This is a genomic window from Nocardioides euryhalodurans (assembly GCF_004564375.1).
Classification (GTDB): Bacteria; Actinomycetota; Actinomycetes; order Propionibacteriales; family Nocardioidaceae; genus Nocardioides; species Nocardioides euryhalodurans.
Genome location: NZ_CP038267.1, coordinates 283,751 through 296,662, shown reverse-complemented (window position 1 = coordinate 296,662; position 12,912 = coordinate 283,751). Strand labels below are relative to the sequence as shown.

The following is a 12,912-nucleotide window of genomic DNA, read 5'->3' as shown; positions in this document are numbered from 1 at the left end:
CGTCAGGACCAGACCACCTTGGCGTGCTCCGACCAGAGCTCGAAGCCGGGCGCGGACACCTCGTCGCTGCGGTTCCAGACCGCGAGGTAGAGGGCCACGGGGGTGCCCCTCAGCACCACGTCGGCGGAGGCGTCGCCCGCGCCCCGGGTCGTGACGGGAGGTTCCTCGCCCGTCGTCACCAGCCACCGCTCCTCCGCGCCGTCGGGCAGCACGGCGAAGCTCATCGGGGACGGCGTCCGCAGCCGGCTCTTGCGGCGTGGGAGGAAGCCCGTCAGCAGCTCGTCGATCCCGTCGAGCGCCAGGTCGTTGCCGATCCAGGTGTCCTCGGCGTGCGGCCGGCGCCCGAGTGCGGCGCCGAGGGCGTCGACGGCGTGGATGGTCGTCTCGTGGCACTGGCGTCGCGCCCAGAAGGCCCGGGCGGGCGGGGCGTCGTGGAGGAACACGGGGACGTCGAGGTCGTCGGGCGCCGACAGCAGCGCCTCCACGAGCGGCTCCGCCCCCTCGGAGAGCCACTGGAGGAGGTCGCGCGCCACCAGCCCCTCCTCCTCGAAGACCTCGGGATCGACCTCACGGCCCTCGATGGTGGCGGTGGCCCAGCGGTGGACCATGCCCTGGTGGGCGACGAGGTGGCGCACGTCCCACCCGGGAGCGGTGGGCACCGGGGCGTCCCAGTCCGCCGACTCGATGCAGGTGGCGAACCGGTCGAGGGCCTCGCGGAGGCCGTCGAGGTGGGCGTCGATGTCCATCGCGCCAGTGTGGCAGGGGCCGGGGACGGCTGTCCTCAGTCGGCGTGGAGGACCTTCAGCCGCTGGACCACCATCGGGGTGTCGGCCACCAGGCCCTCGCCCTCGACGAGCGTGGAGCCCGGATCGACCTCGGCGTACGGCACCAGCAGCACCTCGCTCACGCTCACCAGGGCCTGCGGGTCACCGCGCCCGTCGAGCACGATCCCGAGCTCGCCCGGCTGCGGGACCGGCTCGCCGACCTGCTCGAGCTCGGCCAGCGGCATCGCGGTCGCCGTCGTGGCACCGGACCGCACGGAGGCGAGGAAGGCGTCGGCCTCCTCCGGGGTCTCGCCGTAGGACCACGCGGGCGGGCGGACCACCTCGAGCGGCGTGGGTCCGAAGTACGACGGCACGCCGTTGAGCCGGGCGTGGAAGACCGCCACCCGCCAGAAGGTGTCGAGCGCGCCGTCGGTCTCCTCGGGGGTCACGAGGACGTCAGACGTTGAAGCCGAGGGCGCGCAGCTGCTCGCGACCGTCGTCGGTGATCTTGTCCGGGCCCCACGGCGGCATCCAGACCCAGTTGATGAGGACATCGTTGACCAGGCCCTCCAGCGCGGAGTTGGTCTGGTCCTGGATGACGTCGGTCAGCGGGCAGGCCGCCGAGGTCAGCGTCATGTCGAGGACGCAGTTGGAGTCCTCGTCCAGGTGAACGTCGTAGACCAGGCCGAGGTCGACGACGTTGATGCCGAGCTCGGGGTCGACGACGTCCTTCATCGCCTCGGTGACGTCGTCGGGGCTCACCGTGGACGTCGCGGCACCGCCACCGCCGGGGGCGGCCTCGGGGACGTCGGGCAGGTCGTCGTGTGCGGGGTTGGTCATCGGGTCTCCTCCAGGACTTGGGTGGTCGCGTCCTTCCAGGCCATCCAGGACAGCAGGGCGCACTTCACACGGGCGGGGAACTTGGCGACGCCGGCGAACGCGATGCCGTCCTCGAGGACGTCCTCGTCCGGCTCGACCTGGCCCTTGCCCTGCATCAGCGTCAGGAACGTCTCGTGCACGGTCATCGCCTCGGCGACCGGCTTGCCGATCACGAGGTCGGTCATCACCGAGGTGGCGGCCTGCGAGATCGAGCAGCCGACGGCGTCGTAGGAGACGTCCTCGACGACCCCGTCGCTGACGTGCACGCGCAGCGTCACCTCGTCACCGCAGGTCGGGTTGACGTGGTGGACCTCGGCCTCGAACGGCTCCCGGAGCCCGCTGTGGTGCGGGTTCTTGTAGTGGTCGAGGATGATCTCCTGGTACAGGGCATCCAGCTCGGCAGACATGTGTCACCCCAACCCGAAGTAGCTGCGGGTGTATTCCAGGCCGTCGACGAGCGCGTCGATCTCCGCCGGCGTCGTGTAGAGGTACGACGACATCCGGGTCGAGCTCTGCACCCCGAAGCGGGCGTGCGCCGGCTTGGCGCAGTGGTGGCCGGCGCGGACGGCGATGCCACGGGTGTCGAGCACGGTCGCCACGTCGTGGGGGTGGACCCCGGCGATCTCGAAGCTGATCGCGCCCCCGCGCTCGGCCGCGTCGAGCGGCCCCAGCACCGTCAGCCCGGGAACCGTCTGCAGCCCCTCGAGCGCGTGGGCGGTCAGCGCCTGCTCGTGGCGGTGGATCGCCTCCATGCCGACGTGTCCGAGGTAGTCGACCGCGGCGCCGAGACCGACGGCCTCGACGATCGGCGGGGTCCCGGCCTCGAACTTGTGCGGGATCCCGGCGTACGTCGACCGCTCCATCGAGACCGTCTCGATCATCTCGCCGCCACCCAGGAACGGCGGCAGCGCGTCGAGCACCTCGGTACGGCCCCAGAGGACCCCGATGCCGGTGGGTCCGACGACCTTGTGGCCGGTGAACGCGAGCAGGTCGACCCCGGCCTCGGCCAGCGCGGTCACGTCGACGGGGAGCTGGGGGACGGCCTGCGAGGCGTCGACCACCACCAGCGCGCCGACCTGCTTGGCCCGCCGGGCGATCTGTGCGACCGGGTTGACGGTGCCGAGCATGTTGGACACCCACGTCAGCGAGACGACCTTGGTGCGCTCGGTGATCAGGTCGTCGATGCCGTCCAGGTCGAGGTGGCCGTCGTCGGTCAGTCCGAACCACCGCAGGGTCGCGCCGGTCCGCTCGGTGAGCAGCTGCCACGGCACGATGTTGGAGTGGTGCTCCATCTCGGTGATGACGACCTCGTCACCCGGCCCCACCTGGTGCTCCCCCGGCCAGGCCAGCGTGTTGGCGACCAGGTTGAGCGCCTCGGAGGCGTTCTTGGTGAAGATGACCTCGTCGCGGGAAGGGGCGTTGACGAACCGCGCCACCTTGTCGCGGGCCTCCTCGAACGCCGCCGTCGACTCCGCCCCCAGCTGGTGCATGGCGCGGGCGATGTTGGCGTTGTGGCGCTCGAGGTGGTCGACCATCGTGTCGATGACGACCTGCGGCTTCTGGGAGGTGTTGGCGCTGTCGAGGTAGACCAGCGGCTGCTCGCCGGCGAGCGTGCGCGCGAGGATCGGGAAGTCCTTGCGCAGGACGTCGAGATCAGGCAGCAGTCCTTCGATCTGTGTCATCTCGTCACCTCGATCCGGGTGGTCGGCTGATGTCATGGGTGGATGCTCCGCAAGGCGGAGGAGGGAGGCGGCCTCCGAGCGAAGCGGGCCGTCGACCGACGACAACGCAGCGGAGCGCCTCCCAGGACATCAGACGGCCGCTCGGACGTACTTGTCGTAGCCTTCGGCCTCGAGCTGGTCGGCCAGCTCGGCGCCGCCCTCGTCGGCGATCCGGCCGGCGACGAAGACGTGGACGAAGTCCGGCTTGATGTAGCGCAGGATCCGCGTGTAGTGCGTGATCAGCAGCACCGCCTTGTCGTCGTCCTCGGCGAAGCGGTTGACGCCGTCGGAGACGACCTTGAGCGCGTCGATGTCGAGGCCGGAGTCGGTCTCGTCGAGCACCGCGACCTTGGGGTCGAGCAGCTCGAGCTGGGCGATCTCGTGGCGCTTCTTCTCGCCACCGGAGAAGCCCTCGTTGACGTTGCGCTGCGAGAAGGTCGGGTCCAGGCCGGCCTGCACCATGGCGGCGTTGACGTCCTTGACCCAGGTGCGGAGCTTGGGGGCCTCGCCGTCGACCGCGGTCTTGGCGGTGCGCAGGAAGTTGGCGACCGAGACGCCCGGGACCTCGACGGGGTACTGCATCGCGAGGAAGAGTCCGGCCCGTGCGCGCTCGTCGACGGTCATCGACAGCACGTCCTGGCCGTCGAGGGTCACCGAGCCGCCGGTGATGTCGTACTTGGGGTGGCCCGCGATGGAGTACGCGAGCGTCGACTTGCCGGACCCGTTGGGGCCCATGATGGCGTGGACCTGGCCGCTGTCGATGGTGAGGGTGACGCCCTTGAGGATCTCCTTGGGGCCGTCCTCGGTCTCGACGCTGACGCGCAGGTCCTTGATCTCGAGCTTGCTCATGCGGGGGTGACTCCGTTCAGGGTGGTCTCGGTGTCGACGTAGACGTCGCCGTCTCGGACGTCGACGGGGAAGGTCGCGACCGGCTCGGTCGCGGGCAGGCCGGTGGGCTTGCCTGTGCGGAGGTCGAAGCGCGAGCCGTGGAGCCAGCACTCGACCGTGCACTCGGCCACCTCGCCCTCCGAGAGGGCGACGGCAGCGTGGGAGCAGAGGTCCTGCACCGCGAACACCTCGGCGTCGGCACCGTCGCCGTGGCGTGCGACTGCCACGTCGTAGGCGCCGATGGTGACGGCGAGGGCCTCGTCAGCGGGGACGTCGGCCAGCGCGCAGGCTCGCTGGAAGGCCATCAGAGCGCCTTCCCGCTGACGTTCTTGGACAGCTCGGCCTCCACGATCGTGACGAGCTTCTCCTCGATGGCGGGGACGCCGACCTTGCGGATCAGGTCGTGGAAGAAGCCGTGGACGACGAGCCGGCGGGCCTCCTTCTCGTCGATCCCGCGCGAGCGGAGGTAGAACAGCTGCTCGTCGTCGAAGCGACCGGTCGCCGAGGCGTGGCCGGCGCCCTCGATCTCCCCGGTCTCGATCTCCAGGTTGGGGATCGAGTCGGCCTGGCAGCCGTCGGTGAGGACGAGGTTGCGGTTCTCCTCGAAGGTGTCGATCCCTTCGGCGACCTTGCGGATCAGGACGTTGCCGACCCACACGGTGTGGGCGCCGCGGCCCTGCAGCGCGCCCTTGTAGCTGACGTGGCTGCGGGTGCGCGGCGCGGTGTGGTCGGCGAAGAGCCGGTGCTCGATGTGCTGGCCGGTGTCGGCGAAGTAGAGGCCGAGCAGCTCGGCAGAGCCGCCGGGGCCGGCGTACTCGACGTTGGCGTGCATCCGGACCAGGTCGCCGCCGAAGGACAGCGCGGCGTGCTTGACGGTCGCGTCGCGGCCGACGCGGATCGCGTCGCGGCCGAGGTGGACGGCGTCGTCGTCCCAGTCCTGGATGGAGACCATCGTCAGGTCGGCGCCGTCGCCCACGACCACCGAGGTGAGCGCGGAGTAGCGGGCGCTGCCGTTGTGCTCGACCACGAGCGTGGCCCGGGCGTGGTGGCCCACGCGCACCAGGACCTGGCCCCAGACGAGGGCGTCGGCGTCGTCACCGTGGAGCTTCACCAGGATCGGCTCGTCGGAGGAGAAGTCCGCCGGGATGTCGATCACCTGGCAGCCGCCCGCGAGCTCGGCCGACAGCGCGGCCGGGCGGTCGTTGGGCGGCAGCTCGCCGTGCTCCCGGGCCTCCTCGGCGGTGATCACCGGCAGGGTGACCCCCTCGGGCAGGCTGGTCTCCCACGACAGGCAGGCGTCCGACGGCTCGCCGTCGAGGATGCCGCGCAGCCGCTTGAGCGGGGTGAACCGCCACGTCTCCTCGCGACCCGTCGGGACCGGGTGGTCCGCGAGGTCGTAGGACGCGGGCGGGTTGAGGTGGCTCTCGACGCGCTCGACCTCGAGCGCCTCTGCCATCAGTTCGGTTGCAGTCAACGTGGTTGCTCTCTACGTGTCAGTTACGGGGTCTCGAGGCTCAGGCCCTGACGGCCTTCGCACCTCGACCACCGGTCGGTCGCTGTCGGCTGACTTCGTCAGCCGACGGCGCCCTCCATTTGCAGCTCGATCAGGCGGTTGAGCTCGAGGGCGTACTCCATCGGGAGCTCCTTGGCGATGGGCTCCACGAAGCCGCGGACGATCATCGCCATCGCCTCGTCCTCGGCCATGCCGCGCGACATCAGGTAGAACAGCTGGTCCTCGGACACCTTCGAGACGCTCGCCTCGTGGCCCATGGACACGTCGTCCTCGCGGATGTCGACGTAGGGGTAGGTGTCGGAGCGGCTGACCTGGTCGACCAGCAGCGCGTCGCACAGCACGTTGGACTTCGAGCCGTGGGCACCCTCGTTGACCTGGACCAGGCCGCGGTACGACGTCCGGCCACCGCCGCGGGCCACCGACTTGCTCAGGATCGAGCTCGAGGTGTGGGGCGCGGCGTGCACCATCTTGGCGCCCGCGTCCTGGTGCTGGCCCTCGCCGGCGAACGCGATCGACAGCGTCTCGCCCTTGGCGTGCTCGCCCATCAGGTAGATCGCGGGGTACTTCATGGTGACCTTGGAGCCGATGTTGCCGTCGACCCACTCCATGGTGGCGCCGGCCTCGCAGGTCGCCCGCTTGGTGACGAGGTTGTAGACGTTGTTCGACCAGTTCTGGATGGTCGTGTAGCGGCAGCGGCCGCCCTTCTTCACGATGATCTCGACGACCGCGGAGTGCAGCGAGTCCGAGGAGTAGATCGGCGCGGTGCAGCCCTCGACGTAGTGGACGTAGGCGTCCTCGTCGACGATGATCAGCGTCCGCTCGAACTGGCCCATGTTCTCGGTGTTGATCCGGAAGTAGGCCTGCAGCGGGATGTCGACGTGGACCCCCGGCGGGACGTAGATGAACGAGCCGCCGGACCAGACCGCGGTGTTGAGCGCGGCGAACTTGTTGTCGCCGACCGGGATCACGGTGCCGAAGTACTCCTCGAACAGCTCCGGCTGCTCCTTGAGCGCCGTGTCGGTGTCGAGGAAGAGCACGCCCTGCTCCTCGAGGTCCTCACGGATCGAGTGGTAGACGACCTCGGACTCGTACTGGGCGGCGACGCCGGCGACGAGGCGCTGCTTCTCGGCCTCGGGGATGCCGAGCTTGTCGTAGGTGTTCTTGATGTCCTCGGGGAGGTCCTCCCACGACTGCGCCTGCTTCTCGCTGGACCGGACGAAGTACTTGATGTTGTCGAAGTCGATGCCGCCGAGGTCCGAGCCCCAGGTGGGCATGGGCTTGCGGTCGAAGAGCTTGAGGCCCTTGAGGCGCAGGTCGAGCATCCACTGCGGCTCCGACTTCTTGCCGGAGATGTCGCGGACGACGTCCTCGTTGAGGCCGCGGGTCGCGGTGGCGCCCGCGTCGTCGCGGTCGGACCAGCCGAACTCGTAGCGGCCGATGCCCTGGAGCTCCGGGTTGAGTTCTTCGATGGAGGTCATGCCTTCTCACTTCCGTCGTTGGCATGCGGGGTGCTCGCGGAGGAGCCGGTCGGGATGCAGGTGGTGCAGACGCCGTCGCCGTGGGCGATGGTCGCCAGTCGCTGCACGTGGGTGCCGAGCACCTTGGCGATCGCCTCGGTCTCGGCCTCGCACAGCTGCGGGAACTCGTGGGCCACGTGGGACACCGGGCAGTGCTGCTGGCACAGCTGCTCCCCCAGCGCCTGCCCGGCCAGCGGCAGGTCGCGCACGCTCGCGGCGTAGCCCTCGGCGGTGAACACCCGCGCCAGCGCCTCGGCGGGCGTCAGCTCGGGCTGCTCGGTGGTGATGCGCGTGTAGTCACGCTCGATGAACGCCACCCGGCGCCTCGCGAACTCCATGACCGCCTCGTCACCGCCGGTCTCGGCGAGGAAGGTCAGGGCCTGGGTGGCGAGGTCGTCGTACTGCTGGTCGAACGCGTCGCGCCCCGCCTCGGTCAGCGCGAACACCCGCGCGGGACGGCCGCGGCCGCGGTGTCCGTAGACCTTCTGGTCGCGCGCCTCGACGGTGCCGTCCTCGACGAGGTGGTCGAGGTGGCGGCGTACGGCGGCGGGCGTGAGGTCGAGCTGCTCGGCGAGGGAGGCAGCGGTGGAGGGTCCGTTGACGAGGATGGAGCGCACCACGCGCTCCCTCGTCGACCGGTCTCCGATGAATTCCACAACGCCAGTGTGCCGTTAATGATTCGACCGATTCAAGTAAGGCCACCCTTAGCAGTTCCGGGGCCGGTCCCACCGATCCTGAGGATGACGCGGAAGGAGGTGCCCCGTGCTCTACTGGCAGTGGCATCCCCCGACCCCGCCGTACCCAACGTGATCCTCTCCCAGCGCCTGCGCGCAGCACTCCAATCCCGCACCCTCCTGGTCACCGGGATCCTCGTCAGCCTGCTCGTCCCGGTCCTGACGCTCCCCCGGTTGCCGGAGGTGAACCTCTGGCCGGTCGTCCTCGGCCTGGCGCCCTGGGTGGCCGGGAAGTACCTCCTGTGCCCCCTGCGCTGGCGCGCGGTCACGGACGCCGGCCTCACCCGGGCCTGGCACGTGCGGGCGTACGCCGAGTCGGAGCTCCTGGGGCTGCTCACGCCCGGACACGTGGGTGCGGACGTCTGGCGCGTGCACCGGCTCTCCAGGACCGGCCTGCGGCGACCGGACGCGCTCATGAGCGTCGGCCTGGACCGGCTCGTGGGAGCCCTGGGCCTGACGGTGTTCATCGTCTTCGCCGGGGCCACGCTGCCCCTCGAGATGCTGGCGGTCGCGCTGGGCGTCGGCGTCGTGGTGCTCGGTGGCGGACTGCTCCTGCGACGGTTCCGGCCCGACCTGATGCCCCGGCGGACCCTGCCACCGCCGCGTCGACTGGTCCACGGGCTGCTGCTGTCCGCCGGCTACCAGCTCACGATCGCCGGCCTGCTCTGGGGGTCGGTCGCGGCCACCGGCCATGCCCTCTCCCCCCTCGCGCTGCTGGGCGCCTTCGGCGCCAGCCAGCTGGCCGGAGTGCTCCCGGGCCCGCACGGGGCCAGCCCCCGCGACGGCGCCCTCGTCGTCGCCCTCGCCGCCCTGGGAGTGCCCTGGTCGGCCGCCGCGGCGGCCGTCGCGCTGAAGGCGGTGGTGGCCTGGCTGCCGGCGCTCGCCCTGGGCGGGGTCAGCCTCCTCCTCACCCGCCGGGCCCTGCGAGCCGTCGCCCCCACGCCCGCCACGGCCTGACCGCTCGGGACCTTCGACCGGTTCCTCCGGTGGCAACGGTGCCGCAGCATGGCAAGCGAGGATCTCGGGTGACCACGTGCGCGAACGGGGTGGGAGCACATGTACGTCGACCGCTCGACCAACGGCAGGGTCCGCCTGCGCTGGGTGACCGGGCAGGCGGCCCTGGTCCTGCTCGGCGTCGCCTTCTACTTCGGGGTGCGCGGCTACACCGAGGCGTCCCGGGCCGAGGCCGTCGACCACGCGCACGACCTGGTCGCCCTCGAGGCCAGGCTCGGGATCGACGTCGAGCACGACCTCCAGTCACTCGCGGCCCCCTCGGACACGGTGGAGACCCTCGCGAACTGGATCTACATCTGGGGTCACTGGCCGGTCATCATCGCGACCATGGTCTGGCTCGGCTGGCGTCACCGCAGGCAGTTCCTGCGACTGCGTGACGCGATGCTCGTGAGCGGCGCGCTCGGCATGGTGGTCTTCGTGAGCTACCCCGTCGCGCCGCCGCGGCTGGCCGACGCGAGGATGGTCGACACCGTCACGGAGCGGTCCGAGGCCTACCGGATCCTCCAGCCGCCCGCCTTCGTCAACCAGTACGCCGCGCTGCCCAGCCTGCACTCCGGCTGGGACCTGCTGGTGGGGATCTCGATCGTGGCTGCCGCCTCCACCCTCGCGCTCAAGGTCGTCGGCTTCGCCATGCCGGTGCTCATGGGTATTGCGGTGGTGGCCACGGCCAACCACTACGTCATCGACGTGGTCGCGGGCGTGGCACTGGTCCTGGTGGGCTACGCAGCAGCGCTCGCCCTGGAGCGCCGCCGCGACGGGCGGCACCGGAGCCCCGGATGACCGTCCTCGCCGTCGCCCACCGGGCCGGCAACTCCCTCGCGGGCCTGCAGGCAGCTCGCGAGCTGGGCGTGGACGTGGTCGAGTGCGACGTGCACCACCATCGCGGGCGCCTGGAGGTCCGCCACCTCAAGACGGCGGGTCCGCTGCCCTTCCTGTGGGACCGCTGGGAGCTGGTCCCCGCGTCCGCTCCCCGACTGGGGCTGGAGGAGCTGTTGCAGGCGGACCGGCACGGGACGACGTTCATGCTGGACCTCAAGGGACGGCGCCCGGCCACGGCAGCGGCCGTGGCCCGCCTCCTGCACGAGGTGGCCCCGCACCACCCGGTGCTGGCCTGTGGTCGCTGGTGGCCGGCCGTCGACGCGGTCGCCCGGCTGCCGTGGGTGCTGCCGGTGCTCTCGGCGCGCAGCCGCCTCGAGCTGCGCCGCCTGCGTCGACGGGTGGCGGCGGCGCCGGGCACCGTGCACGGGGCGTCGGTGCACGCGTCGCTGCTCGACCGGTCGCTGGTCGCCGAGCTGCACCGAGGCCTCGACGTCGTCATGACGTGGCCGGTCGACGACCCGGTGGAGCTGCGCCGGGTGCTCGGGCTCGGGGTGTCCGGAGTGATCAGCGACGAGCCGGGCGTGCTGGCGGAGCTGGTCGCCCGCCGGGGCTGACCGGGTCGACGGGCGGCCGCCAGGGCCGACCCGCGGACCCGTGCCTAGAGTGGCGGCATGCCTGGTTCGATCCTCGGTACCGAGGTGCGACGCGTGGAGGATCCGGACCTCGTCCGTGGCCTCGGCACCTTCGTCGACAACCTCGCCGCCGCCCGGTCCGACGTGCTCCACGCCGTGTTCGTCCGCAGCCCGATGGCCCACGCGCGGTTGCTGTCGGTCGACACGGCGCCGGCGGCCGACGCACCCGGCGTGGTCGCCGTCCTGGCCGCCGCCGACCTCGGGGACCGGCCCGTCCCCCTCTTCGCCTCCGCCAACGACCGGGTGCCGCGCTTCCCCCTGGCCCGCGACGTCGTGCGCTACGTCGGCGACCCGGTCGCCCTCGTCGTGGCCCGCACCCGCGCGGAGGCCGTCGACGCGGCCGAGCTGGTCGACGTCGACTACGACCCGCTGCCCGCGGTCGTGGACCCGGAGGCGGCGGCCGACCCCGGGGCACCCCAGCTCCACCCCGAGCTGCGCCGCAACGTCGCGATCCTGCGCCTCGACGACGGCGACCCGCTCGACGACGCCCAGGTCGTGGTCCGCGCCCGGATCGAGAACAACCGGCTGGCCACCGCGCCCATCGAGGGCAACGCCGTGCTCGCCGACCCCACCGGCGACGACGCCGGCCACCGGCTCACCGTCTGGCTCTCCACCCAGCACCCGCACCTCGGCAAGAGCCTGCTGGCGCGCTTCACCGGCATCGACAAGGCGCAGATCCGGGTGGTCGCCCCCCACGTCGGCGGCGCCTTCGGCGGCAAGGCCGGGATCTCGCCCGACCACGCGGCGGTGGTCGCGGCGGCCCTCCGGCTCGGCCGACCGGTGGCCTGGGCCGAGACCCGCAGCGAGGCGATGCTCTCGATGCACGGGCGCGGCCAGGTCCAGTACGTCGAGCTCGGCCTCACCCGTGACGGAAGGATCACCGGGATGCGTGCCCGGGTGCTGGGCGACTGCGGCGCGTACGCCGGGTTCGGCGGCAGCTTCGCGTCGGGCTCGACCCGCACCATGGCGCAGGGGCCGTACGTCATCCCCCGGATCCGCTACGAGGGCGCGTCGGTCGTCACCACCACCAGCCCGGTCGGCGCGTTCCGCGGAGCCGGACGACCGGAGGCGGCCGCGATGCTCGAACGGGTCCTCGACCTCGCCGCCGACGAGCTGGGCATCGCACCCGAGGAGATCCGGCGGCGAAACTTCGTCCGGCCGGAGCAGTTCCCGTGGGGCACCTTCGCCGGCCGGACCTACGACTCCGGCGACTACGACCTGCCCCTCACCGAGGCGCTGCGCCACGCCGACGTGGAGGGCGCCCGGGCCGAGCAGGCCCGCCGGCGGGAGTCCGGGGACCCCCGCCAGCTCGGCATCGGCATCGCGTCGTACGTCGAGATCACCGGCTTCGGCGGTTCCGAGCACGGCTTCGTATCGGTGCACGCGGACGGCACGGCGACCGTCCGCGCCGGCACCTCCGCCCACGGGCAGGGCCACGCGACGGCCTTCTCGATGATCGTGGCCGACCGGCTGGGGCTGGCGCTGGACCGGATCGGCTACGAGCAGTCCGACACGGCCGTGGTGCCGACCGGCGGCGGCACCGGCGGCGCCCGTTCGCTCCAGATGGGGGGCCTCGCGGTGGCCAAGGCCGCGGCCGAGGTCCGGGACCGCGCACGGCTGCTGGCCGCCGAGCTCCTCGAGGCCTCGGTCGACGACGTCGAGGTGGGGGCCGGCGGGCTCGAGGTCGCGGGTGTGCCCGACGCCCGCATCTCCTGGGCCGACCTCGCCCGGGAGGCCTCCGAGCGGGGCGAGCCGCTCGAGGTGGGCACGACCTTCGAGCAGCAGCACCCCACCTTCCCGTTCGGCAGCCACGTCGCCGTGGTCGAGGTGGACACCGAGACCGGGCTGGTCCGGCCGCTGCGCCACGTGGCCGTCGACGACTGCGGCCGGGTCGTCAACCCGTTGCTGGTCGCGGGCCAGCAGCACGGCGGCGCCCTGCAGGGCATCAGCCAGGCGCTCTGGGAGGAGTTCGTCTACGACGTCGACGGGGTGCCGCTGACCTCCACCCTCGCCGACTACTCCATGCCGACGGCCGCGGACGCGACGGCCATCGAGGCCCACAGCACGGAGACCCCCACGCCCTACAACGAGCTCGGCGTGAAGGGGATCGGCGAGGCCGCGACCATCGGGGCGACGCCCGCGGTCCAGAACGCGGTCGTCGACGCGCTCTCCCACCTCGGCGTCGGCCACGTCGACATCCCCTGCACCCCGACCCGGGTCTTCGGCGCGATCCGGGACGCAGCGGCGGGTGCCGGCGACCCGTGGCGCGAGCCGCCCGGCGTCTTCTCCGACCCCTCGCTCGCCGAGGACGAGGCCCCCGACGACGTCGAGGTCTGAGGCCCCCGTACCCATGGACGCGGGCGTGTGCCCG

At 71.9% G+C, this 12,912-nt stretch carries 14 protein-coding genes; 4 read left to right on the top strand and 10 right to left on the bottom strand.

From position 1 onward, the window contains the following. Positions 1 to 2: 2 nt before the first annotated feature. The 10 genes from EXE57_RS01385 to EXE57_RS01340 all read right to left on the bottom strand — a co-directional run bounded on the left by EXE57_RS01385 (position 3) and on the right by EXE57_RS01340 (position 7,938). Positions 3 to 746 (bottom strand): maleylpyruvate isomerase family mycothiol-dependent enzyme, encoded by a 744-nt coding sequence (locus EXE57_RS01385; protein WP_135073303.1) that lies wholly within the window; start codon positions 744 to 746, stop codon positions 3 to 5. Positions 747 to 781: 35 nt separating this feature from the next. Continuing rightward, positions 782 to 1,213, bottom strand: coding sequence for an ASCH domain-containing protein (locus tag EXE57_RS01380; RefSeq protein ID WP_135073301.1), 432 nt, complete (start codon positions 1,211 to 1,213; stop codon positions 782 to 784). Positions 1,214 to 1,220: 7 nt separating this feature from the next. Then, positions 1,221 to 1,604, bottom strand: a complete 384-nt coding sequence (locus EXE57_RS01375) for a metal-sulfur cluster assembly factor (RefSeq protein WP_135073299.1) — start codon at positions 1,602 to 1,604, stop codon at positions 1,221 to 1,223. After that, positions 1,601 to 2,050: a Fe-S cluster assembly sulfur transfer protein SufU gene (sufU, locus tag EXE57_RS01370; protein WP_135073297.1), complete on the bottom strand. Its 450-nt coding sequence runs from the start codon at positions 2,048 to 2,050 to the stop codon at positions 1,601 to 1,603. The genes EXE57_RS01375 and sufU overlap by 4 nt, the downstream gene beginning before the upstream one ends. Positions 2,051 to 2,053: 3 nt before the next feature. After that, a complete protein-coding gene (locus EXE57_RS01365; RefSeq protein ID WP_135073295.1) occupies positions 2,054 to 3,325 on the bottom strand; it encodes a cysteine desulfurase in 1,272 nt (423 codons plus the stop codon). Between the two features lie 129 nt (positions 3,326 to 3,454). Then, positions 3,455 to 4,213, bottom strand: coding sequence for a Fe-S cluster assembly ATPase SufC (sufC, locus tag EXE57_RS01360; RefSeq protein ID WP_135073293.1), 759 nt, complete (start codon positions 4,211 to 4,213; stop codon positions 3,455 to 3,457). Beyond that, on the bottom strand, positions 4,210 to 4,557 hold the full coding sequence (locus tag EXE57_RS01355) for a non-heme iron oxygenase ferredoxin subunit (protein ID WP_135073291.1): 348 nt from the start codon (positions 4,555 to 4,557) through the stop codon (positions 4,210 to 4,212). The genes sufC and EXE57_RS01355 overlap by 4 nt, the downstream gene beginning before the upstream one ends. Beyond that, positions 4,557 to 5,726, bottom strand: a complete 1,170-nt coding sequence (sufD, locus tag EXE57_RS01350) for a Fe-S cluster assembly protein SufD (RefSeq protein WP_244246942.1) — start codon at positions 5,724 to 5,726, stop codon at positions 4,557 to 4,559. Before sufD ends, EXE57_RS01355 begins: the two co-directional genes overlap by 1 nt. A 98-nt stretch (positions 5,727 to 5,824) precedes the next feature. Then, complete coding sequence (gene sufB, locus EXE57_RS01345) at positions 5,825 to 7,243, bottom strand: Fe-S cluster assembly protein SufB (protein ID WP_135073288.1); 1,419 nt, start codon at positions 7,241 to 7,243, stop codon at positions 5,825 to 5,827. Beyond that, complete coding sequence (locus EXE57_RS01340; RefSeq protein WP_135073286.1) at positions 7,240 to 7,938, bottom strand: helix-turn-helix transcriptional regulator; 699 nt, start codon at positions 7,936 to 7,938, stop codon at positions 7,240 to 7,242. Before EXE57_RS01340 ends, sufB begins: the two co-directional genes overlap by 4 nt. 120 nt (positions 7,939 to 8,058) lie before the next feature. Between EXE57_RS01340 and EXE57_RS01335 the strand changes: the two genes are divergently transcribed. From EXE57_RS01335 to EXE57_RS01320, 4 genes are all read left to right on the top strand, one after another. Beyond that, positions 8,059 to 8,973, top strand: coding sequence for a lysylphosphatidylglycerol synthase domain-containing protein (locus EXE57_RS01335; protein WP_167305777.1), 915 nt, complete (start codon positions 8,059 to 8,061; stop codon positions 8,971 to 8,973). A gap of 99 nt (positions 8,974 to 9,072) precedes the next feature. After that, positions 9,073 to 9,810 (top strand): phosphatase PAP2 family protein, encoded by a 738-nt coding sequence (locus EXE57_RS01330; protein WP_135073281.1) that lies wholly within the window; start codon positions 9,073 to 9,075, stop codon positions 9,808 to 9,810. Continuing rightward, a complete protein-coding gene (locus tag EXE57_RS01325; RefSeq protein ID WP_135073279.1) occupies positions 9,807 to 10,463 on the top strand; it encodes a glycerophosphodiester phosphodiesterase in 657 nt (218 codons plus the stop codon). The genes EXE57_RS01330 and EXE57_RS01325 overlap by 4 nt, the downstream gene beginning before the upstream one ends. A 57-nt stretch (positions 10,464 to 10,520) precedes the next feature. Continuing rightward, complete coding sequence (locus EXE57_RS01320) at positions 10,521 to 12,878, top strand: xanthine dehydrogenase family protein molybdopterin-binding subunit (protein WP_135073277.1); 2,358 nt, start codon at positions 10,521 to 10,523, stop codon at positions 12,876 to 12,878. Positions 12,879 to 12,912 lie beyond the last annotated feature (34 nt).

Excerpts from the sequence above, each read along its gene's own strand:
- EXE57_RS01385 (WP_135073303.1), bottom strand. The coding sequence starts at position 746 with ATGGACATCGACGCCCACCTCGACGGCCTCCGCGAGGCCCTCGACCGG.
- EXE57_RS01375 (WP_135073299.1), bottom strand. The coding sequence starts at position 1,604 with ATGACCAACCCCGCACACGACGACCTGCCCGACGTCCCCGAGGCCGCC.
- sufU (WP_135073297.1), bottom strand. The coding sequence starts at position 2,050 with ATGTCTGCCGAGCTGGATGCCCTGTACCAGGAGATCATCCTCGACCAC.
- EXE57_RS01365 (WP_135073295.1), bottom strand. The coding sequence starts at position 3,325 with ATGACACAGATCGAAGGACTGCTGCCTGATCTCGACGTCCTGCGCAAG.
- sufC (WP_135073293.1), bottom strand. The coding sequence starts at position 4,213 with ATGAGCAAGCTCGAGATCAAGGACCTGCGCGTCAGCGTCGAGACCGAG.
- EXE57_RS01355 (WP_135073291.1), bottom strand. The coding sequence starts at position 4,557 with ATGGCCTTCCAGCGAGCCTGCGCGCTGGCCGACGTCCCCGCTGACGAG.
- sufB (WP_135073288.1), bottom strand. The coding sequence starts at position 7,243 with ATGACCTCCATCGAAGAACTCAACCCGGAGCTCCAGGGCATCGGCCGC.
- EXE57_RS01330 (WP_135073281.1), top strand. The coding sequence starts at position 9,073 with ATGTACGTCGACCGCTCGACCAACGGCAGGGTCCGCCTGCGCTGGGTG.
- EXE57_RS01325 (WP_135073279.1), top strand. The coding sequence starts at position 9,807 with ATGACCGTCCTCGCCGTCGCCCACCGGGCCGGCAACTCCCTCGCGGGC.
- EXE57_RS01320 (WP_135073277.1), top strand. The coding sequence starts at position 10,521 with ATGCCTGGTTCGATCCTCGGTACCGAGGTGCGACGCGTGGAGGATCCG.